The following is an 18,909-nucleotide window of genomic DNA, read 5'->3' on the forward strand; positions in this document are numbered from 1 at the left end:
CCGCCGCGGCGGCCAGCAGGTCCAGGCGCGCGGCGCGTCCGGCGGGGTCGCCCTCCTGCGCCGCGCGGAGCACCGCGCTCCGCCAGGCGAGCGCGGACAGCTCGGCGTCCACGGCGGCCCGCTCCCGCGCGATCGCCTCGCCGAGGTCGTCCTCCCCCGCGAGTACGGCCTGGATCGCGCGCAGCCCCATCCCGAGCGAGCGCAGCCGCCGGACGGTCCGCAGCCGCTCCACCGCGTCCGGGCCGAACCGCCGGTGCCCGCCGCCGCTCCGCAGCGGCACCAGCAGGCCCTCGTCGCAGTAGAAGCGGATCGTCCGGACGGAGACGCCGGTCCGCCGCGACAGCTCCCCGATGCCCAGGGACCCGGCCAACCGTGTGACCTCGGTCACAGACACTTGAACCTCCAGCCGACTGGAGTTCCTACGGTACGGGCAGACGTTCGATCAGGGCAGGAGGGGCACCCATGGACATTCCACCTCGGGACAAGCTCGCCGGAGGGCTGCGGCACCACGCCACCGCGCTGGGCTGGAAGGCGAGCGGCGGCGACCCCGACGCGCGGGTGCCGACCTGCCCGGACTGGACCCTGCGGCAGCTCGTCGAGCACATCGGCACGGCCCTGCCCGGGATGGCCGAGACCATCGAGAGGCGCGCCCGCGAACCGCTCCACCGGCCCGTGCCGGACGGCATGGGCCCCGAGCACTGGGAGGAGTGGCTGAGCGACGGCGCCGCGCGGCTCGTCGCCGCCGTCGAGGCCGCCGACGAACCGGTCTGGAGCCCGTTCGGCCCGGACGTCCCCGCCGACTTCTGGCTCCGCCGGCTGCTGCACGACACCACCGTCCACCACGCCGACGCGGCGATCACCGTCGGCGCGGAGTGGTCGCTCAGCCCCGACCTCGCCGCCGACGGCATCGCCGAGGGCCTCGCGCTCGTGGCGTCACCCGTCGTCGCCGAGCTCAATCCGAGGATCGCCGGCCTCCGCGGGAACGGCGAGACGCTGATGTGGCGGCCCGCCGAGTCCGACCTCCCCGCCTGGCTCGTCACGCGCACCCCGGACGGCCTCCGCGTGGCCGAGACGCCGCGCGGCACCGACGCCCAGGTCACCGTCCGCGGCTCGGCCCCCGACCTTCTCCTCCTGCTCAGCCGGAGGCTGACGGCCGACGACCCGCGCGTGAAGGTGGTCGGCGACCGCGCCCTGCTGGACCACTGGACGTCCCTCACCGCCTTCGGCTGAGCGTGCCGTCCCGCGCGGGCGGTACAGGCGCCGCACCGTGTGCGGACGGCCCGGACGGGCGCTCCGGCGGGGCGGACGGCTCGGACGGGCGCTCCGGCGTGGGCGGGCGGGTCAGCGGGCGCTGCGGGGTGTGCGGCGGGGCGGGTGGACGTCGCGCGGGTGCGCCCGACCCGGCCCGCCGGAGACCTGTCGTGCGCGGGGGTGCCGGGGATAGCGTGAGCGGAAGATCGTTTCTGAGGTTCAGGAGGCGTCCATGTCCCGCTCCACGATCCCCGGCTCCGGCTCCGGCACCGGCTCGGCGCTGCGCGAGGACGCCGCCGAACTCCGCGACGAGCTGGTCGGGCTGCGCCGCGCGATCCACCGGGAGCCCGAACTCGGCCTGGACCTCCCGCGCACCCAGGAGAAGGTGCTCGCCGCGCTGGACGGCCTGCCGCTGGAGGTCTCGACCGGTGAACGGCTCAGCTCCGTCACCGCCGTCCTGCGCGGCGCGCGGCCCGGCCCGACCGTCCTGCTGCGCGGCGACATGGACGCGCTGCCGGTCACCGAGCGCGGCGACGCGGACCTGGTCTCGCGGGTGCCGGGCGCGATGCACGCCTGCGGCCACGACCTCCACACCAGCATGCTCGCCGGGGCGGCGCGGCTGCTGGCCGACCGGCGCGACGGCCTCGCCGGAAACGTCGTCTTCATGTTCCAGCCGGGCGAGGAGGGGCTCGGCGGGGCCCGCATCATGATCGAGGAGGGTGTGCTGGACGCGGCCGGGGAGCGTCCGGTCGCCGCGTACGCGCTGCACGTCCTGTCGGCGGCCGTGCCGTCCGGGCTGTTCGTGTCGCGCGGCGGCCCGATGCTCGCCGCCGCCGACCGGCTCCGGGTGACCGTCCGCGGGGAGGGCGGGCACGGCTCGATGCCGCACCTGGCGAACGACCCGCTCCCCGCCGCGTGCGAGATGGTCACCGCCCTGCAGACGCTGGTGACCCGCCGCTTCGACGCGTTCGACCCGGTCGTGCTGACGATCGGGACCTTCCACGCCGGGACGATGGACAACGTCATCCCGGACGAGGTGAGGTTCGCCGGGACGGTCCGCTCGTTCTCCGGGCGCGCGCACCTGGAACTCGCCGAGCGGTGCGTCGCGCTCGTGCGCGCGATCGCCGAGGCCCACGGGCTGGAGGCGGACGTCGAGTACGTGCAGGACTACCCGGTCACCAACAACGACGTCGCCGAGGCGGCGTTCGCGGGCGAGACGGTGCGCGAGGCGTTCGGCGCCGACCGGTACCTGGAGTCGCCGCGTCCGCTGCCCGCGTCCGAGGACTTCTCGTTCGTGTGCGACGAAATCCCGTCGGCGTTCGTGGCGCTGGGCGCCTGCCCGCCCGGGATCGACCCGGCCGAGGCCGCCAACAACCACTCCCCCGAGGCGGTGTTCGACGAAGCCGTGCTCCCGGACGGCGCGGCCCTCCTCGCCGAGCTGGCCGTCCGCCGCCTCAACGCGGCATCCCCCGCCTGATCGGCCGCTCTACCGCCCGCAGGTGCGTCCGGGGACCGCTCAGGCGGGGTCGGGACGGGCGTTGTGGGCGTACCAGGCGGCGATCTCGGCGCGGGAGGACGCGCCGAGCTTGGCGAGGATGTGCTCGACGTGCGAGTCGGCGGTGCGCTTGGCGATGACCAGGCGGTCGGCGATCTCCCGGTTGGTCAGGCCCTGCGCGACCAGCTCGGCGATCTCCCATTCGCGGGGGCTGAGGGGACCGCGCGGACGTCCGGCGCCCGGTGCGGCGCCCGGCCCGGCGGACGGCGCGGACCGGCGTTCGGCGAGCGCGTCGGCGAGGACGGCGTCCCGCTCCGTCCGTCCGCCGGCCTCCGCCGCCGCCTCGTAGAGCTCCGGGCCGAGCTCGGCGCGCACGCCGTCGATGACGACGCCGATGATCGCCGCGTACGTCGGGCCGAACAGGACGGCGCCGCTGTCCTCGTGCTGCCGCCTGGCCGCGCCGAACAGGCCCGCCGCCGCCCTGTGCTGCCCGGTCGCCGCCAACCCGCAGGCCACGACCTCCAGTGACAGCGCCAGTCCGAGCCGGTTGTCGAGTTCGGCCATCGTCCGCAGCCCGGCGCGGCCCGCCGCGAGGCCTTCGTCCGCCCGGCCGAGCAGCAGGAGCGCGATGCCCTGGAGCGCGCGGGCGTAGGCGTGCCCCCACACGTTGCCCGCGCGCTCGGTGTCGCGCATCGTCCGCTCGGCGATGTCACGCGCGGCGTCGAGGTCGCCGAGCGCGGCGTGCGCGATCCCGGTGAGCAGCGGGACGATCGACGCGATGACCTCGCCCGGGCACGCTTCCCCGAGCAGCAGCTCGGCCTCGGTCAGCAGTTCGCGGGCGCGCTCAGGGTCCCCCTCCTGAAGCGCGATGACGCCCTCGGCCATGCGCACATACCCGGCCCCACCGCCGGACTCCGCGGCGACCGGGCGCACACCGTCCACCTGGGTGCCGACCGGTGACGCGTCCGACAGGTATGCGGTGGAGGGGTATGCGGTGGAGGGGTGGGTGGCGGCCTGGGCCGCGAGGTCGCGCGCGGTGGTGAGGTCGCGCCGGAACGCGGCGAGGATCGCGGCGAGTCCGAGCGCCTCGCCCCAGTACGGCGCGTCCCCGACCGGGCGGGTGTCCAGCATCCGGCGCACCCAGTGCCACGCCTCGCCGACCCGTCCGCGCAGGCAGAGCAGGCGTCCGTTGCACAGGTGGGCCGCGACGAGGACCTCGTCGGAGGCGGTGCCGGTGGCCCGGTCGAGCAGGGCGCGGGCGCCCGCCTCCTCGCGGGCGTGCCACTCCAGCCAGTGCCGCTGCCGGGGACCGTCCAGTTCGGCCGCCGCCGTCCGCAGCGTCCCGGCCAGCCACTCGAAGGCCCGGGCGCGCGTCCGCTCGGTCTCGCCGAGCTCCTCCAGCCGCTCGGCGCCGTACTCGCGGAGCGTTCCGAGCATCCGGTAGCGGACCCGGCCGTCGCGTTCGACGCGCTGCACGATCGACTTGGCCAGCAGCCCGGCGACCACGTCGAGGACCATCGCCGGGGCGAGCCGGTCGTCGCAGCAGACCCGTTCGGCGGCCTCCAGGTCGAAGTCCGCGGCGAGCACCGACAGCCGCGCCCACAGCAGCCGCTCGTCCGGTGAGCACAGCCCGTGGCTCCAGTCGATCGCCGCGCGGAGCGTCTGGTGGCGCGGCAGCGCCGTGCGGCGGCCCCGGACCTCCAGGACGTGCCGGTCGAGCCGTTCCAGAATCTGGCGCGGCGACAGCGCGCGGACCTGCACGGCGGCCAGTTCGATCGCCAGCGGGATGCCGTCCAGCCGGCGGCACAGCAGCGCGACCGCCTCCCGGTCGTCGCCGCCGGCGGTCCAGCCCGGCACGACGGCGGACGCGCGGTCGGCGAACAGCTCGACGGCGCCCTCGGCGGGCCACGCGGTGCCCCCACGACCGGCACCCGGCGCACCGGCACCCGGCGCACCAGCAGTCGGCGCACCGGCACTCGGCGCACCACCGTTCGGCGCGCCGTCCGCGCCGGGCGCCGGGCTCGGCAGCGGCGCGACCACCACGGTGTGCTCGCCCGCGATGTCGAGGGGTTGCCGGCTGGTCGCCAGGACGCGCAGGTCGGGGGCGGCGTGCAGCAGCGTCTCGGCGAGCATCGCGCAGGAGTCGATGAGATGTTCGCAGGTGTCCAGCACCAGCAGCCCGGGGCGGTGGGCCAGGAAGTCGATCGCGGCGTCCAGGGGTTCGCCGGCGCCGTGGTCGGGCAGCCCGAGCGCGTCGGCGACCACCCGCGCGATCAGGCCCGGCTCGGGAGCGGCGGTCAGGTCGACGAACCAGACGCCGTCCGGGGGCGCGGCGGCGCGCGCCGCGCGGATCGCGAGCCGGGTCTTGCCGACGCCGCCGGGACCGGTGAGGGTGACCAGCCTGCAGCGCGCGAGCAGTCGCTCGATCGCGGCCATCTCGTCGCGGCGGCCGACGAAGCTGGTCATCTCGGCCGGGAGGCGTCCCGGCCGTTGGTGCAGGGTGCTGAGCGACACCGGCGCCTCTTCCCACCGGCGCTGCGGGCCGGTGACGGATGGGGGGACGATCGTCGCATCGTACTCCTCGGAGCACTCCTTGCAACCGATCCGTCACGATCGGTTCCGACCTGTCCGTTCGCCCTTGGTCAGAGCGGGCCGTTCGCCCGTGGCCGGGGCGGGCCGCTCGTCCCTGGCAGGAGCGGACCGCTCGTCCCTGCTCGGAGCGGACCGCGCGGCCGGCTCAGCGGGGCGGGAGGAGCAGGCGTCCGGTGCGCAGGCCGCGCGCGGTGTGGGCGCCCGCGGCGATCCAGCCGGCCGCGAGCAGCAGGTAGAGGGCGACCGAGACCCACGTCAGCGCGGTGAGGCCGGTGGCCCTGGCCAGCGCCGACGCGCCGGTCACGCACGTCCCGACCGGGAAGGTGAACGCCCACCACGTCATCGCGAACGGCATCCCGGAGGCGAACGCCCGGCGGTTCGCGGCCAGGCACAGCACCAGCCACACCAGCGCGAACCCGATCACCGGCACCCCGTACAGCACACCGAACACGTGCATGGCCCGGGCGTACTCCGGCACGGCGGCGGAGGCGGCCGTGCCGAGCGCGCCGGCGGCCGTCGTGGACTGGCCGAGCGGTCCGAGCACCAGGAACAGCGTCGGGGTGAGCGCGAGGGGGGCGAGCTTGTCGTGCGCGATCCGGTGCCAGACGACCGGCAGCAGCACCATCGTCAGCATGAGGCTCGCGCCGAACATCGCGTAGCAGCCGTACAGCATGGTCGCGCGGGCCTGGCCGGGCGGGAGGTGCGGGATGAGCAGCGGGCCGGTCGCGGCGGCGACCATCGGCGCGACCACCGGCAGCAGCCAGGTCGGGTTCGCGGTGCCGGGCCGGATCTCGTGCCGGGTGGCCATCAGGTACGGGATCCCGAACGCGACGAGCAGCGAGTAGACCGTCCCGGCCGTCCAGAGCACCCCGTCGACCGCGAGCGCGGCGGGCTCGCCGAGGACGTCGCGGCCGACCGTCAGGGTGCCCGCGCCGACCGCGAGCAGCGCCATCGGCGGGCAGCCGTAGAACACCGAGGTCGCCGGGTTCTCCAGCAGCATCGCGCGGGCCTCGGCCCGGTACCGGACGAAGTGGACGAGCCGCGCGGCGGACAGCGCCACCAGCATCACGAAGCCGAGCGCCCAGAACGCCACCGCCGCACCGTGCAGCCCGGGGACCGTCACCGGCAGCGCGTTCGCGCCGTTCGCCATGATCGCCGTCCCCATGACGGCGGCGTACCAGTTCGGCCCGAGGTGGCGGAACGCCTCGGCCGGACGGTCGAGCTCCCCGAGAATGATCCGCTGAGGCGGTGCGACAGTGATCCCCATACGTCGAGATTGCCGACGCCTCGGAGGGATCAGTAGTGGTCACGGCCCTATGAGGCCATAAGCGGCGCTTATGAGCTGGTTAGACTGGGATCGTGCCGTTGTCCCACCGCGTCCCCGATCTGGCCGCCCTCGAGCTGCTGCTCGCGGTCGTCCGGCTCGGCAGCGTGGGCCGCGCGGCGGTCGAGCTCGGGGTCACCCAGCCCGCCGCGAGCGCGCGGATCCGGTCGATGGAGCGGCAGCTCGGCATGGCGCTGCTCGAACGCTCGCCGCGCGGCTCGCGCCCCACCGAGGCGGGGGCGCTCGTCGCCGAGTGGGCCCAGCAGGTGGTGGACGCGGCGCACGCCCTGGACGCGGGCGTCGGGGCCCTGCGCGAGGGACGCGACGCGCGGCTGCGGCTCGCGGCCAGCCTGACCGTCGCCGAGTACCTGGTGCCGGGCTGGCTGGTGGCCCTCCAGGAGGCCCGTCCGGACACCGCGGTCACGTTGCGCGCGGCCAACTCCACCGCCGTGGCCGAGCTCGTGCGCGCGGGGGAAGCCGACCTGGGGTTCGTGGAAGGAACACGCAAGCCCTCCGGGCTGAGCGGCGCGGTCGTCGCCACGGACCGGCTCGTCGTCGTGGTCGCCCCCGGGCACCCGTGGGCGCGCCGCCGGTCCGGGATCACCCCGGAGGAGCTGGCGACGACACCGCTGATCCTGCGCGAGGAGGGGTCCGGGACGCGCGAGGTCCTGGACCGGGCGCTCGCCGCGCACGGAGGCGCCGCGCCCCCGATGTTCCAGCTGGCCTCGACCACGGCCCTCAAGGGTTCGGCGGTCTCCGGGGCGGGGCCGGTGGTGGTGAGCGAACTGGCCGTCGCCGACGAGCTGGCGCGGGGCCGCCTGGTGGACGTGCCCGTCCGCGAACTGGACCTCTCGCGTCCGCTGCGGGCGGTCTGGCCCGCGGGGACGCGCCCAGCGGGACCGGCGCGCGATCTGCTGTCGCTGTGCCGCGGCACGTCTTCGACACCCGCGGCCGGCTCTGCCCCGAACCCCGTGTGAGGCACGGGCGGGGAACCGCCCCGCTCGACTGGAGGCGGGTCAGGCGGCCTTGACGAGCTGGATCTCCAGCTGGATGGCGATCGTGTCGCCGAGGACGACCTTGTCGCCCTGGAGCGGGATGTTGAACTCGATGCCGAAGTCGCGGCGGCTGATCTCGGCGGTGGCCGTGAAGCCCGCGCGGACGCCGCCCCACGGGTCCTCGCTCACGCCGTGGAACTCCGAGAGCATCCGGACCGGGCGGCGGACGCCCCGGACGTCCAGCTCGCCGTCCACGTGGAAGCGGGGCGTGCGGGCGCGGCGGCCGACCGTGGCGCGCTCGACGCCGGTGGAGGTGAAGGTCATCACCGGGTGCCGCTCGACGTCGAGGAAGTCGGCGGAGCGGACGTGCGCGTCGCGCTCGGAGTTGCGGGTGTCCAGCGAGGCGAGGGTGATCTCCGCCCACGCGGACGAGGCGAAGGGGTCGTCCGCGACGCGGGCCTCGCCGGCGAAGTCGGGGAAGGTCCCGCGCACGGTGGTCATCAGGTGCCGGACGGTGAAGCTGATCTCCGAGTGGGCGGGATCGATGGCCCAGCGGCCGGGCGTCAGCCCCGGTGCGACGGTGTCCAGCGTCAACATTCCCCCAAATGTCTACTTTGCACGCGGCGCACGCGAATCTACCCCAGAACCCTCTACACAGGCATAATTCGGGCTCCGCCCACCGGGACGGGCGCCCGCCTCCGGTCCTCCGGAACCGCCGTCCGGCGCGCGTGCGCCGCATGGCCCCCGGATCGCCGGGCATGAAGCAGGACGTGATCGGAGAACACGTGCTGGCCGGGTACGCGCCCGGCACGGGCGGCCGCGAGGCGCTGCGGCTGGCCCGCGCCGTCGTCGCGCTGACCGCCGGCCGGCTGACCGTCGCGCACGTCCATCCGCCGGAGCGTCCGGCCGCCGCGGGCGAGGCGCTCGCCGTCCTCCGGCAGGCCGAGGACCTGCTCGCCGAGACCGCGCCGGAGCTGACGGCCGACTTCGTCGCGCACGAGGCGCGGGGCGTCGGCCGCGGCCTGTCCACCCTCGCCAGCCGGACGGGCGCCGACCTGATCGTCATCGGCTCGCAGGAGGGCGGCGCGCACGGCCGGGTCGCGATCGGCGCCGCCGCCGACAACCTCCTGCACGCCGCGAACGAGGCCGTGATGATCACCCCGGCCGGGTACGAGCCGCCCGACCGGCTCAGCCGGATCACGCTGGCCTACGTGCGCCGTCCCCAGGCGGACGAGGCGGTCGAGCGGACCGCGCAGGCGGCGCTCGCCCTGGACGTCCCGCTGCGGCTGATCACCCTGGTGGTCGGCGACGACGAGCCGCGCGGCCGGCTGCGCGACGACCTCGCGCTCGCCATCCGCCTCGCCCAGGAGTCGTCCGGCCTGCCCGCCGAGGCGGTCACGGCCGAGCTGGCGGAAGGGGACGACGTGGCCGACGCGCTGGCCGACGCCGGGTGGCCAGAAGGGGAACTACTCGTGATGGCTAGTTCCGAGGACGCGTCCGCACATCAGGTCTTCCTGGGAGAAACGGCGCTCAAGGTGCTGCGCGCCGCCTCGTGTCCGGTCGCGGTCCTCCCCAGGGGCTACTCCTGACGTAGTCACCCCCGGCCCCACCCCGATAGCCCAGGATGGCCGTTTTCGCCCGGACTGCTTGCGGGTCCGAAGTTACGTTGGCTACATTCCGTCGAGATCATCGTGTGACCTTGGAGCGTCATGGACCCCATCGGCGGGAAACTGCTCGACGTCGCCCGCAAGCAGCTCGGCTACCAGGCGAAGGGCGACGGCTACTCCAAGTACGGGGAGTGGTACCGCAAGACCGTCGACGGCGACCACGACTCCTACTTCTCGACCGCGCCGTGGTGCGACATGTTCCTCGCCTGGGCCGCGCAGCAGGCGGGCGTCGCCCAGCAGGCCGGGCAGTTCGCCTCGACCATCGACCACGCCAAGTGGTTCCAGAAGCAGGGCGCGTTCGGCCACACCCCCGAGGCCGGCGCGCTGGTCTTCTTCGACTGGTCCGGCAGCGGCGACGTCGACCAGACCGACCACGTCGGGCTCGTCGAGTCGGTCGACGGCGACTGCCTGCACACGATCGAGGGCAACACCGACGGCGGGCAGCTCATCCGGCACGTCCGCTGCGACGACTCCAAGGTCGTCGGCTACGGCTACCCGGGCAGGGTCAAGGTGTCCGAGAGGCACACGCCCAAGCACGCCGCTCCCCCGGCGCCCGTCCAGAACATCGGCGCCGCGCACGACGCGGCCGTCCCGGCTCCCCCGGCGCCCGTCCAGAACATCGGCGCCGCGCACGACGCGGCCGTCCCGGCGGCGGGGCACCGCCCGGCGCCCGCCTCCGACCATGACCACGAGGGCGGCCTGCCCGCCCAGGAGGCCGTGATGGGCGGCGTCCTCGCCCTCATCCTGTGCGGCACGGTCGCGCTCAGCGCCGGCAGGGCCGCCGCCGCGCGCGCCGCCGAACTGGCCCCCGACCGCGCGCCCATCCGCGTCCGCAAGCGCGGCAAGCACCACCGTCCGGCCACCCCGGTCGCGCTCCCCGCCGACGTCACCCCCGCCGACCTGGACGCCGCCGCCTCCGAGACCACGGTGATGCCCGCCCTGTCCCTCGCCGCCGCCCACGAGGCGGAGGACCGCGAGTTCTGGGGCCGGATCGCCCACTTCGAGGAGGACGAGGACCTGGCCTTCTGGGACGACCTGCACAGCGAGTCCACGCTCACCTCGGCCCTGTCCCGCACCCTGGCCTCCGCGTCCGACCCGGAGTCCGCGCCCGCGTAGACCGCCGCGCGGGCCTCCTTCCGGACGGCCGGGCAGCCGTCCGGGAGGGCCGGGCAGCCGTCGAAGGGGGCCGGGGCACGCCGTCCGGGAGGACCTGGGCACGCCGTCCGGGACGTCGAGTGGGCATCGGCCCCGAAGTTCCGCTAAAGTTAACGACGTCGCCGGGGGAACCCGGAGGACAAGCGGAAGTGGCTCAGTGGTAGAGCATCACCTTGCCAAGGTGAGGGTCGCGGGTTCGAATCCCGTCTTCCGCTCTGAGAGGCAGGCCGTGTGCCGGTCTCGCTCTGGTGGAGTGGCCGAGAGGCGAGGCAACGGCCTGCAAAGCCGTGTACACGGGTTCAAATCCCGTCTCCACCTCTGCGCCGTGCCCCCTCCGCGAGCACGAGCCCGGGCGATTAGCTCAGTGGGAGAGCGCTACCTTGACACGGTAGAGGTCACTGGTTCAATCCCAGTATCGCCCACCACCGACCCCAGGTCAGGATCATGATCCTCGACTTGGGGCTTTTCGTTTTCCCGGCGCCGGAACCTCAGGAGGCGGCGAGGGCGCCGTTGAGGAAGACGTCGATGGCGTCCTCGATCGGGAGGATGGTCTCCCCCACCGGCCGGGCTCGGCTGAAGGCCAGGCCCATGAACATCGCGGCGATCTGCTCGGGCGGCAGGCGGAGCCTGTCACGTTCGGGCTCGAAGAGCTCGGCCAGCGCCTCGCGGGTGCTCTCCATGGCCGCGCCACGGTCGGGACCCGGCCCGGTCTGCTCGGCTCCGCCGTGGACGCCGCGTCCCTTGCGTCCGGTGGCGAACAGCGCGCCCAGCACCATGCCCATGCGGGCCAGGTAGGCGTCGATCGCCGCGACCGCCTCGGTGAGGCGTTCGGCGAGCGGTCGGTCGAGAGAGATGTCGCCGATCTCCGTCAGGACGTGGTCGTTGCGCAGCACCTCGGCGACGCAGGCGTCGAGCAGTTCGTCCTTGTCGGCGAAGACGCGGAAGATCGTCGCCTCGCCGATGCCGGCGGCGCGCGCGATCTGCCCGGTGGTCACGGCCGTGCCGTGCTCGGCGACCAGCGGCAGCGCCGTCCGGACGATCATCTCCCGGCGCTGCTCGGGGCTCATTCCCGGCGCCCGGCGCCGGGTCGAAGGGGCATCCATGCCGCCCACCGTACGGAGTGAGTACTCACTCCGTCAAGCTCTTCTCGCGCCTCAGTGCGTTTGACCAGGGCTCTCACGCGGTTATCCACAGTTGCCGCGGCGGCTCGCCCCAGGCCCTGCGAGCCGCCCAGGATGGTGCGTGAGCCCGATCGATACAAGCGAAAGGACACGCACATGCACGGCGGATTCCCGGGGATCGCGGTCAGCACCCTGGTCTACGGCGCGGTCTGGATCACCACGGCCACCACCCGAGCCCTCACGCGTCTGCGGGGTGCGCGATGACCGCCCCTACCCTGACGCGCGAGACCACTTCGACCGGCGCCGGCGACCTCACGTTGACCGTCATCGTCCCGGCGCACAACGAGGAGGCGGGCCTGCCCGCCACGCTCGAGTCGCTGCGGCGGCAGACCGTCCCTCCCGACCAGGTCATCGTGGTGGACGACGCGTCCACCGACCGCACCGGCGAGGTCGCCCGCACGCACGGCGCGACCGTCCTGCGCCCGGATCGCCGGTTAGGCAGCAAGGCCCGCGCGCAGAACCACGCCCTCCCCCACTGCACCGGAGACCTGGTCCTCGCGGTGGACGCCGACACCGTTCTCGCGCCCGACTACGTCGAACGCCTCCGCCCGGTCTTCGCCGACCCCGCCGTGGCGATCGCGGCCGGCAACGTCCAGACCCGCTTCACCCGCACCCTCTGGGAGCGTGGCCGCTCGGTGGAGTACCTGTTCGGCTTCCACTTCCAGCGGCCCATCCAGCAGGGCGCGGCCAGCCCGATGGTCTGCTCCGGATGCTGCTCGACGTTCCGCCGCGACGTCCTGTCCGCGTCCGGCGGGTTCCCCGAGCGCACGATCGTCGAGGACATGGACGCCACCTGGACGTGGCAGATCGAGGGCCGCCGCGCCGTCTACGTCCCCGAGGCCGTCGCCTGGGCCGCCGATCCCGAAACACTGCTCTACCTGCGGCGGCAGGTGTGGCGCTGGATGTCGGGCTTCTTCCAGAACGTCCGGCTGCACCTGCGTCCGATGGTGCGGCACAAACCCATGCTGGCGCTCTGGGTCGCGCTCGCGGTGATGGAGATCCTGCTCGCCCCGCTGTGGTGGCTGACCCCTGTCCTGCTGACCACCGCCGGGCACCTCTCCCCCGCGCTCGCCGCCTCCTGGTGGCTCGGCAGCGAGCTGCCGCTGCTCATCGCGACCCTGCTCTACGCCTCCCGAAAACGCGGCATCCCCTTCCGCCGCGTCCTGGCGAACCTCCCGTGCCTCTACCCGATCCGCGTCGTCAACACCTACTACGCCTGGAAGGCCCTCATCGTCGAACTGGTCCTCGTCCCCCTGGGCGCAGCCAACACCCTGACCACCTACCAAAAAGGCCGCTGACCAGAAACGCGGTCGACCACGGCGTCCGCCGCGGATGTCTCCGACTGCAACCGGCTCAGGCCGGCCCCGCCACGCGTGCCGGAAGCTGGAATTCGGCGGATGGATGCGTGGCGGGGCACGGCTTGGCTCCGCCCGGGGCGACGAGCGGGTTGCAGCCGGTACCCCGGTACAGGCTTACCGTCGGAACGTGGTCATGGGCGGTGCAGCTCCTGGCGGCGGGCAGGGCGGGCCGCATCCCGCTCTCTTCAGGTGTGCTTGGTCGAGTGGAGGAACCCGAGTGGCTGAGTCCGAAGTGCCGATCGTGTGCACGCTTTCGTCCTCATCGAGGGTCCGGCGGCTGGAGGCTTTCGAGGCCGTGTTCGCCGCCGGCTTGGTACGGGTGGAACGCCTGCCGCTGCGTCTACGGCTGACATTCGACGTCGACGGGGAACGGGAAGCCTCCCTTCGGGAGCTGTTCGTTCAGGAGGAGCGGTGCTGCGAGTTCCTCTCCCTCGAGTTCCGGCGCTCCGACGCCGGTCTGCTGGTCGAGGTGGTCGCGCCCGAAGATGCCGGTCCCACCTTGGACGGCATGCAGGCCCTCGCCGAGCGCAGGACTTCTCCCGGGGCCATCGCGCAGAGGTGGACCGGATGAGCGGGGGTTACGAGGGCCTGCGTTCGAGCCAGGTCGCCGAGGCCGCGGGAGTGAACCCGCAGACACTGCGGTACTACGAGCGGCGCGGGCTCATCGCCGAGCCGGCACGGACGTTGGGAGGGCACCGGCTCTATCCAGCCGACACCGTGACGGTCCTCCGTGGCATCAAGGCGGCCCAGCGGCTGGGATTCACCTTGGAGGAGGTCTCCGAACTGTTGGACGCGGTACGCCCCGGCGGCGGCCGCGCCGGCGGCGGATTCCAGGAGCGGGCCCGGCTGAAGTTGGCCGAGGTGGAGCGGCGGATCATCGACCTGCAGGCGATACGGACGGCGTTGCTCACCGCCGTGAGCGCGGGCTGTGACGACGTGTCGTCCTGTGCCGCCGAAGCCTCATGCCCATTCCCCGTCTCCGACCTTGGCGGCGCGATCACCGAAGGAGGAGGTTAGAGGTCAACCTGGCCGGACTGGTGTATCTGTGCGTCCATGCGTCCCCCTCAGGCAGCGGCACAGGCGAGCCACGAGAGGGCGTGGAATCCACACACGACAGGGGCGTGACATCCGCACACGACATGGCGTGGCGCGACGGCGGCGTCTCGTGCTGAGGGGTGGAAGGCGCCGGTACGGTTCGGGGCATGATGGTTGCTCGTTCCCTGGTGCTGTTCGTCCTGGCCGCGGTCGCCGAGATCGGTGGCGCCTGGCTGGTGTGGCAGGGGGTTCGCGAGCATCGCGGCTGGTGGTGGATCGGGTTCGGGATCATCGCGCTCGGCCTGTACGGCTTCGTCGCCACGCTGCAGCCCGACGCCCACTTCGGACGGATCCTGGCCGCCTACGGCGGGGTCTTCGTGGCCGGTTCCCTGGTCTGGGGCATGGTCATGGACGGCTTCCGTCCCGACCGCTGGGACCTCACCGGCGCCCTCGTCTGCCTGGTCGGCGTCCTGGTCATCATGTACGCGCCTCGCTGACCCGCCGGCACCCCGAGTCCCAAGTGTGCGCCTCGCCGACTCCCGGCGCCCCGGGTCCCAAGTGCGCGCCTCGCCGACTCTTCGGCGCCCCGGTGCCCTCAGCGCGCCTCGCTGACTCCCGATGCCTCGGTCCTCGGGTACGCGCCTCGCCGACTCTTCGGCGCCCCGGTGTCCTCAGCGCGCCTCGCTGACTCGCCGACGCGTCGGGCGTCAGGTACGGGCTTCGCCGGGTAGGAGGGTGAGGCGGGAGCGGACCGCTTCCAGGCCGGTGGCCTGCATGGCCGGGTCGTCGGTGGTCTGACCTCGGGTGACCTCGTACCACGGGCCGAGGCTGTGCCAGAGGAGGCCGCGGGCCCGGAGTTCCGGGGTGACGCCGTAGGCGGTGGCGAGGGCTTCGGCGAAGGCGGGCGGGGTTCCGTACAGGGTCCAGGAGAGGTCGATGGCCGGGTCTCCGGCGTGGGCGTCGCCGAAGTCGATGACCCCGGAGAGGCGGCCGTCCTCGACGAGGACGTGTTCGGGGCCGAGGTCGCCGTGGACGACCGTGTCGGTGACGCCGGTGTCGAGGGCGTCGAGGAGGGCGGCTCCGGCGGCGCGCTCGGGTCCCGAGAGGAGCGGAAGGACGCGGCCTCGGAAGAGGGCGAGGTCTTCGGCGAACTCGTCGCGGATGTCGCGCAGGCCGTGCGCGGTGGCCTCGTGGACGTCCGTGTCGTGGAGGGCGCGGAGGAAGAGGCCGAGGGCGCGGCCGTGCTCGGCGGTCGGGGACGTCAGCGGAATGCCCGGTACCAGGCGGTGCCGGACGACCAGCGGGTCGGACGACACCAGTTCGGGGACCGGCACCGCCAGCGGAAGGCGCGGGGCGAGCCACGGCATGAGCCGGACTTCGGCCAGCAGGCGGGGGTCGACGTCCGGACGGCGCGGGGTGCGCTCGATCCAGCCGTCCTTGAGCGTCGCCCTGCTGTCCCAGCCACCGTCGAAGTCGTTCATGGTCAACAGAGGTTACTGGGGTTGCAGACCGGGGCGGCCGACCGTCGGGCCGCGCATCCGCATCGAGCGGTTGAGCGTGGTGGTCAGCGCGATGGCGAGGCTCAGCAGGGACAGCAGCAGGACGGTCTGGCGGGGGGCGGTCAGCGACAGGAGGTAGCCGCCGAGGAGCTGCCCCAGCGGCATGGAGCCCCAGCTGGTGAGGAGGGCGACGCTCTTGACGCGGCCGAGCAGGTGGTCCGGGACCACCTTGTACTGGTGGCCGACGACCACGACGTTCCACACCGGGCCGACGACGGCCATGCAGGCGATGACCGCGGCCAGTTCGTAGGGGTTGGTGGCGACGGCGAGCAGCGGCGCGGTCGCGGCCCACACCCAGGTGGCGCCGATCGCGACGGCCCGGGAGGACAGCAGGTCGGGCACGCGCGGGGCGACGAGGGCGCCGGCGAGCCCGCCGACGCCGAAGCAGCCGAGGATCAGGCCCGTCCCGGCACTGCCCGCGCCGAGGCGTCCGGCCAGGACGATCAGGGTGAGGATCAGCGCCTGGAACATCAGGTTGACGGCGGACGTCAGCGCCACGCTCATCCGGACGAACGGCTCGTGCCACAGCCAGCGCATCCCCTCGCGGATCTCGCCGTACAGGCCGGTCGCCGTCTCGCGCGGCGGCGGCGCGGGACGGTGCCGCGTGCGGATGCCCAGGATGGTGGCGACCGAGACCAGGTAGGACGCGGCGTCGGCGACGAAGGGCAGCGCGTGACCGAGGCCGAAGAGCAGGCCGCCGAGCGGGGATCCGGTCAGGGCGGCGCTCCGGCTCTTGGTCTCCTGCCTGGCCAGCGCCTCGGTGAGGCGTTCGGACGGTACCAGGGCGGGCAGCAGCGCCCGCTGGGAGACGCTGAAGAACACGAAGCACGAACCGGACACGAAGGCGGTCAGGAGGATGTGCGGGAAGGTCACCGCGTCCAGGGCGAAGGCGGCGGCGAGGCTGCCGAGCGCGGCGAACTGCCCGAGCTCGCAGCAGAGCATGACGCGGCGGCGGTCCCAGCGGTCCACCAGCGCCCCGGCGGGCAGGTAGAACAGCACGTAGGGGAGGGTTCCGGCGAAGCCGGAGAGGCCCGCCCTGGCCGGGGAGCCGGTCAGGGCCAGCACGAGCAGCGGGAAGGCGACCGAGGTCATGCGGGTGCCGACCTCGGAGAACGTCTGCCCCACCCAGAGCAGGACGAAGTTCCGATTACGCCAGAGCGACGCGTTTCCCCGCATTACCTCAAGATCACTCGGCTTCGCGGGGCCCGTCAAGGCCACCGGCCGCCACCTCCGGGTGCACCGGAACGCCAGTCCCGGATCACCCTGCGGCTGTGGTCCCCCACGCCACCGGCGGGTTCACCGAGGTGGCGGTTCGAGCACCCCGGTGCGCAGGAAGGCCATCAGCGCTTCGGTCCCTGGCTCCACGTCGATCTTCTTCTCGTCGAGCCAGGCGTCGTTCCAGTAGGTGGAGGGGTACAGGTCGCCGTCGTCGCAGACCAGGGTGGCGACGCTTCCTTTGCGTCCGTCCCTGAGCAGTTGGGACACGAACTGCAGCGCGCCCCAGAGATTGGTGCCGGTGGAAGCGCCCGCCTTCAGGCCGGTCGTGCTGTGCAGGAAGCGCATGGCGGCGAGGCTCGCGGCGTCCCGCACGGGGATGACGACGTCCACCACGGACGCGTCGAAGCTCGGCTCGACGCGGGGCCGTCCGATGCCTTCGATCCGGGACGGCATTCCGGTCATGTAGTCGGTCGTGCCGTAGGCCCAGGCGAAAAAGTAGGCGGAGTTCTCCGGGTCCACGACCGCCAGCCGGGGCCGGGTCTCCCCCAAGCCTCGAGCCGTGCGGTGTCCGATCGCGGTGGCCGTCCCGCCGCTTCCGGCGCCGACGACGATCCAGTCGGGGACGGCCGGAAGCCTCTCGAACAGGACGTGCCCGATGTCGTCCTCGCCGCCCGCGCTCGCCCGGACGGCGTCCGCCGACGCGGCGAGGTAGTTCATGTAGTGGCCACCGAGCCGTCCGGCGAGCCGCTCGGCCTCCTCGTAGATCGCGAGCGGCGGGTGGACGAGATGGCACGTCCCGCCGTGGTCCTCGATCCGCCCGATCTTCTCGGGGCTGGAGCGGCGCGGCATCACGGCGACGAACGGGTGTCCCAGCAGACGCGCGACGTACGCCTGGGCGACGGCGGCGTTCCCGCCCGAGGCCTCGACGACCGCCGCGCCCGGCCGCAGGACACCGCGGCGCAGCGCCGCGCGCGAGGCGGTGCTTCAGGCTTCCGGTCGGGTGGGTGGACTCGTCCAGCAGGTAGAGGTCGATGCCCCATTCGGGCGGCAGCGGGAACGTCCGGACCAGGCCCGTGGTCGCGCGGTGGTCGGCGGCGTCGGCGTCCAGGAGGCGGAGGGAGTCGGTCACGCGGGCGACAGTAGCTTGCCGCACCGCGGATCCCCCGCGACCAGGTGCTGCACTGGGACCGGTGGTGAGTAGGTTGACGGCCATGAAGATGGTCAAGTACGGGCACGCCTGCGTCCGCCTGGAGAAGGACGGCCGGGCGCTGGCGATCGACCCCGGCGAGCTGACGCCCGAGCCCGCGGCGACCGAGGGCGTCGAGGCGGTCCTCATCACCCACCAGCATGCCGACCACTACAGCGTCGAGAGGCTGTGGGAGGTGCCCGCGATCTACACCTGCCCCGGTGTCGCGCGGGTGCTGGACGAGGTGGACGGATTCCGCGAGTTGGCGCGCGACCGCGTCCACGTCGTGCGCCACGGGGACACGTTCGAGGCGGCGGGGTTCGAGGTGCGCGTCGTGGGCGAGAAGCACCACCTCAGCCATCTCGACCTCCCGCCCGTGGACAACACCGGCTTCCTGCTGGACGGCGAGGTGTTCCACCCCGGCGACGCCCTGACCAGGGTGGACGTCCCGACGCTGCTGCTTCCGGGGCAGGCGCCTTGGCTGACCGTCCCGATGATGACCGCGTATCTGAGGGCGGTCGCTCCGCAGCGCGCGTTCGCGATCCACGACGGACTCGTGAACGAGATCGGGCTCGAAGTGCTGGACGACGTGCTGGCGATGGAGGCCAGGCGCGCGGGCCGCGAGATCCGGCGGCCCGCGGTGGGCGAGACCGTGGAGTTGTGACCGCCGCACCGGCACTCGCACCGTCACCGGCACTCGCACCGGTGGCGGCACCTCACCGAGACCGACGCCGACGCCTGCTGCGCGAACCTGACGTGCAGTTCGCCGCCGCTTGACCTTCCGATGCCCATGTCCGGGTATCTCCAGGGCCGAAGGCCATCGCACACGGATGCGCACGAATGCGTCCATCGCGGGCCACCGGGGACCGATGGCGGCTTACCAGGAGGGCCAT

18 protein-coding genes and 3 tRNA genes are annotated in these 18,909 nt (G+C 73.5%); 13 read left to right on the plus strand and 8 right to left on the minus strand.

Going from position 1 to position 18,909, the window contains the following annotated elements; genetic code table 11:
* A partial coding sequence (locus DZF91_RS21930) for a MerR family transcriptional regulator (RefSeq protein WP_199486794.1) occupies positions 1 to 388 on the minus strand: 388 nt, incomplete at its 3' end.
* Between the two features lie 74 nt (positions 389 to 462).
* On the opposite strand from DZF91_RS21930, the gene DZF91_RS21935 reads away from it, so the two are divergent.
* Both DZF91_RS21935 and DZF91_RS21940 read left to right on the plus strand, forming a co-directional pair.
* Entirely contained in the window at positions 463 to 1,230 is a 768-nt protein-coding gene (locus tag DZF91_RS21935) for a maleylpyruvate isomerase family mycothiol-dependent enzyme (protein ID WP_117359331.1), read from the plus strand.
* 253 nt (positions 1,231 to 1,483) lie between these two features.
* Positions 1,484 to 2,728, plus strand: coding sequence for a M20 metallopeptidase family protein (locus DZF91_RS21940; protein ID WP_117359332.1), 1,245 nt, complete (start codon positions 1,484 to 1,486; stop codon positions 2,726 to 2,728).
* Positions 2,729 to 2,767: 39 nt separating this feature from the next.
* Here the strand turns inward: DZF91_RS21940 and DZF91_RS21945 are convergent, their stop codons facing one another.
* Together DZF91_RS21945 and DZF91_RS21950 are read right to left on the minus strand one after the other, a co-directional pair.
* A complete protein-coding gene (locus DZF91_RS21945; RefSeq protein ID WP_117359333.1) occupies positions 2,768 to 5,260 on the minus strand; it encodes an ATP-binding protein in 2,493 nt (830 codons plus the stop codon).
* 223 nt (positions 5,261 to 5,483) lie between these two features.
* Entirely contained in the window at positions 5,484 to 6,605 is a 1,122-nt protein-coding gene (locus DZF91_RS21950) for a TDT family transporter (protein WP_117359334.1), read from the minus strand.
* A gap of 92 nt (positions 6,606 to 6,697) precedes the next feature.
* Between DZF91_RS21950 and DZF91_RS21955 the strand changes: the two genes are divergently transcribed.
* Complete coding sequence (locus DZF91_RS21955) at positions 6,698 to 7,639, plus strand: LysR family transcriptional regulator (RefSeq protein WP_199486795.1); 942 nt, start codon at positions 6,698 to 6,700, stop codon at positions 7,637 to 7,639.
* Positions 7,640 to 7,678: 39 nt separating this feature from the next.
* Here DZF91_RS21955 and DZF91_RS21960 read toward each other — a convergent pair whose 3' ends face one another.
* Positions 7,679 to 8,254, minus strand: coding sequence for a YceI family protein (locus tag DZF91_RS21960; RefSeq protein WP_117359336.1), 576 nt, complete (start codon positions 8,252 to 8,254; stop codon positions 7,679 to 7,681).
* A gap of 173 nt (positions 8,255 to 8,427) precedes the next feature.
* Between DZF91_RS21960 and DZF91_RS21965 the strand changes: the two genes are divergently transcribed.
* The 5 genes from DZF91_RS21965 (at position 8,428) to DZF91_RS21985 (ending at position 10,904) form a co-directional block, all read left to right on the plus strand.
* Positions 8,428 to 9,246: a universal stress protein gene (locus tag DZF91_RS21965; RefSeq protein WP_117359368.1), complete on the plus strand. Its 819-nt coding sequence runs from the start codon at positions 8,428 to 8,430 to the stop codon at positions 9,244 to 9,246.
* Positions 9,247 to 9,366: 120 nt separating this feature from the next.
* Complete coding sequence (locus DZF91_RS21970; RefSeq protein WP_117359337.1) at positions 9,367 to 10,440, plus strand: CHAP domain-containing protein; 1,074 nt, start codon at positions 9,367 to 9,369, stop codon at positions 10,438 to 10,440.
* A 182-nt stretch (positions 10,441 to 10,622) separates the two neighbouring features.
* Positions 10,623 to 10,694, plus strand: a tRNA-Gly gene (locus DZF91_RS21975).
* 32 nt (positions 10,695 to 10,726) lie between these two features.
* Positions 10,727 to 10,797 (plus strand) — tRNA-Cys (locus DZF91_RS21980).
* Between the two features lie 32 nt (positions 10,798 to 10,829).
* Positions 10,830 to 10,904, plus strand: a tRNA-Val gene (locus tag DZF91_RS21985).
* 63 nt (positions 10,905 to 10,967) lie between these two features.
* On the opposite strand, the gene DZF91_RS21990 is transcribed toward DZF91_RS21985, so the two are convergent.
* A complete protein-coding gene (locus DZF91_RS21990) occupies positions 10,968 to 11,582 on the minus strand; it encodes a TetR/AcrR family transcriptional regulator (RefSeq protein ID WP_235834465.1) in 615 nt (204 codons plus the stop codon).
* 278 nt (positions 11,583 to 11,860) lie between these two features.
* On the opposite strand from DZF91_RS21990, the gene DZF91_RS21995 reads away from it, so the two are divergent.
* From DZF91_RS21995 to DZF91_RS22010, 4 genes are all read left to right on the plus strand, one after another.
* A complete protein-coding gene (locus tag DZF91_RS21995; RefSeq protein ID WP_117359339.1) occupies positions 11,861 to 12,958 on the plus strand; it encodes a glycosyltransferase family 2 protein in 1,098 nt (365 codons plus the stop codon).
* Between the two features lie 277 nt (positions 12,959 to 13,235).
* On the plus strand, positions 13,236 to 13,589 hold the full coding sequence (locus DZF91_RS22000; protein ID WP_117359340.1) for a hypothetical protein: 354 nt from the start codon (positions 13,236 to 13,238) through the stop codon (positions 13,587 to 13,589).
* The gene (locus DZF91_RS22005; RefSeq protein ID WP_117359369.1) at positions 13,586 to 14,035 is read left to right on the plus strand and encodes a MerR family transcriptional regulator; all 450 of its coding nucleotides are present in this window, start codon (positions 13,586 to 13,588) and stop codon (positions 14,033 to 14,035) included. The genes DZF91_RS22000 and DZF91_RS22005 overlap by 4 nt, the downstream gene beginning before the upstream one ends.
* 185 nt (positions 14,036 to 14,220) lie before the next feature.
* The gene (locus tag DZF91_RS22010) at positions 14,221 to 14,550 is read left to right on the plus strand and encodes a YnfA family protein (RefSeq protein WP_117359341.1); all 330 of its coding nucleotides are present in this window, start codon (positions 14,221 to 14,223) and stop codon (positions 14,548 to 14,550) included.
* 210 nt (positions 14,551 to 14,760) lie between these two features.
* Here the strand turns inward: DZF91_RS22010 and DZF91_RS22015 are convergent, their stop codons facing one another.
* From DZF91_RS22015 to DZF91_RS22025, 3 genes are all read right to left on the minus strand, one after another.
* Positions 14,761 to 15,534 (minus strand): phosphotransferase, encoded by a 774-nt coding sequence (locus DZF91_RS22015; protein WP_117359342.1) that lies wholly within the window; start codon positions 15,532 to 15,534, stop codon positions 14,761 to 14,763.
* A 12-nt stretch (positions 15,535 to 15,546) separates the two neighbouring features.
* Positions 15,547 to 16,788 carry an MFS transporter gene (locus DZF91_RS22020; protein ID WP_117359343.1) on the minus strand — a complete coding sequence of 414 codons (1,242 nt, stop codon included), beginning with the start codon at positions 16,786 to 16,788 and terminating at the stop codon, positions 15,547 to 15,549.
* A gap of 120 nt (positions 16,789 to 16,908) precedes the next feature.
* Positions 16,909 to 17,793, minus strand: a complete 885-nt coding sequence (locus tag DZF91_RS22025) for a PLP-dependent cysteine synthase family protein (protein ID WP_328589193.1) — start codon at positions 17,791 to 17,793, stop codon at positions 16,909 to 16,911.
* Between the two features lie 248 nt (positions 17,794 to 18,041).
* Between DZF91_RS22025 and DZF91_RS22030 the strand changes: the two genes are divergently transcribed.
* Positions 18,042 to 18,680 (plus strand): MBL fold metallo-hydrolase, encoded by a 639-nt coding sequence (locus DZF91_RS22030; RefSeq protein ID WP_117359344.1) that lies wholly within the window; start codon positions 18,042 to 18,044, stop codon positions 18,678 to 18,680.
* Positions 18,681 to 18,909: the final 229 nt, after the last annotated feature.

Source organism: Actinomadura logoneensis (genome assembly GCF_003428695.1).
Taxonomy (GTDB): Bacteria; Actinomycetota; Actinomycetes; order Streptosporangiales; family Streptosporangiaceae; genus Spirillospora; species Spirillospora logoneensis.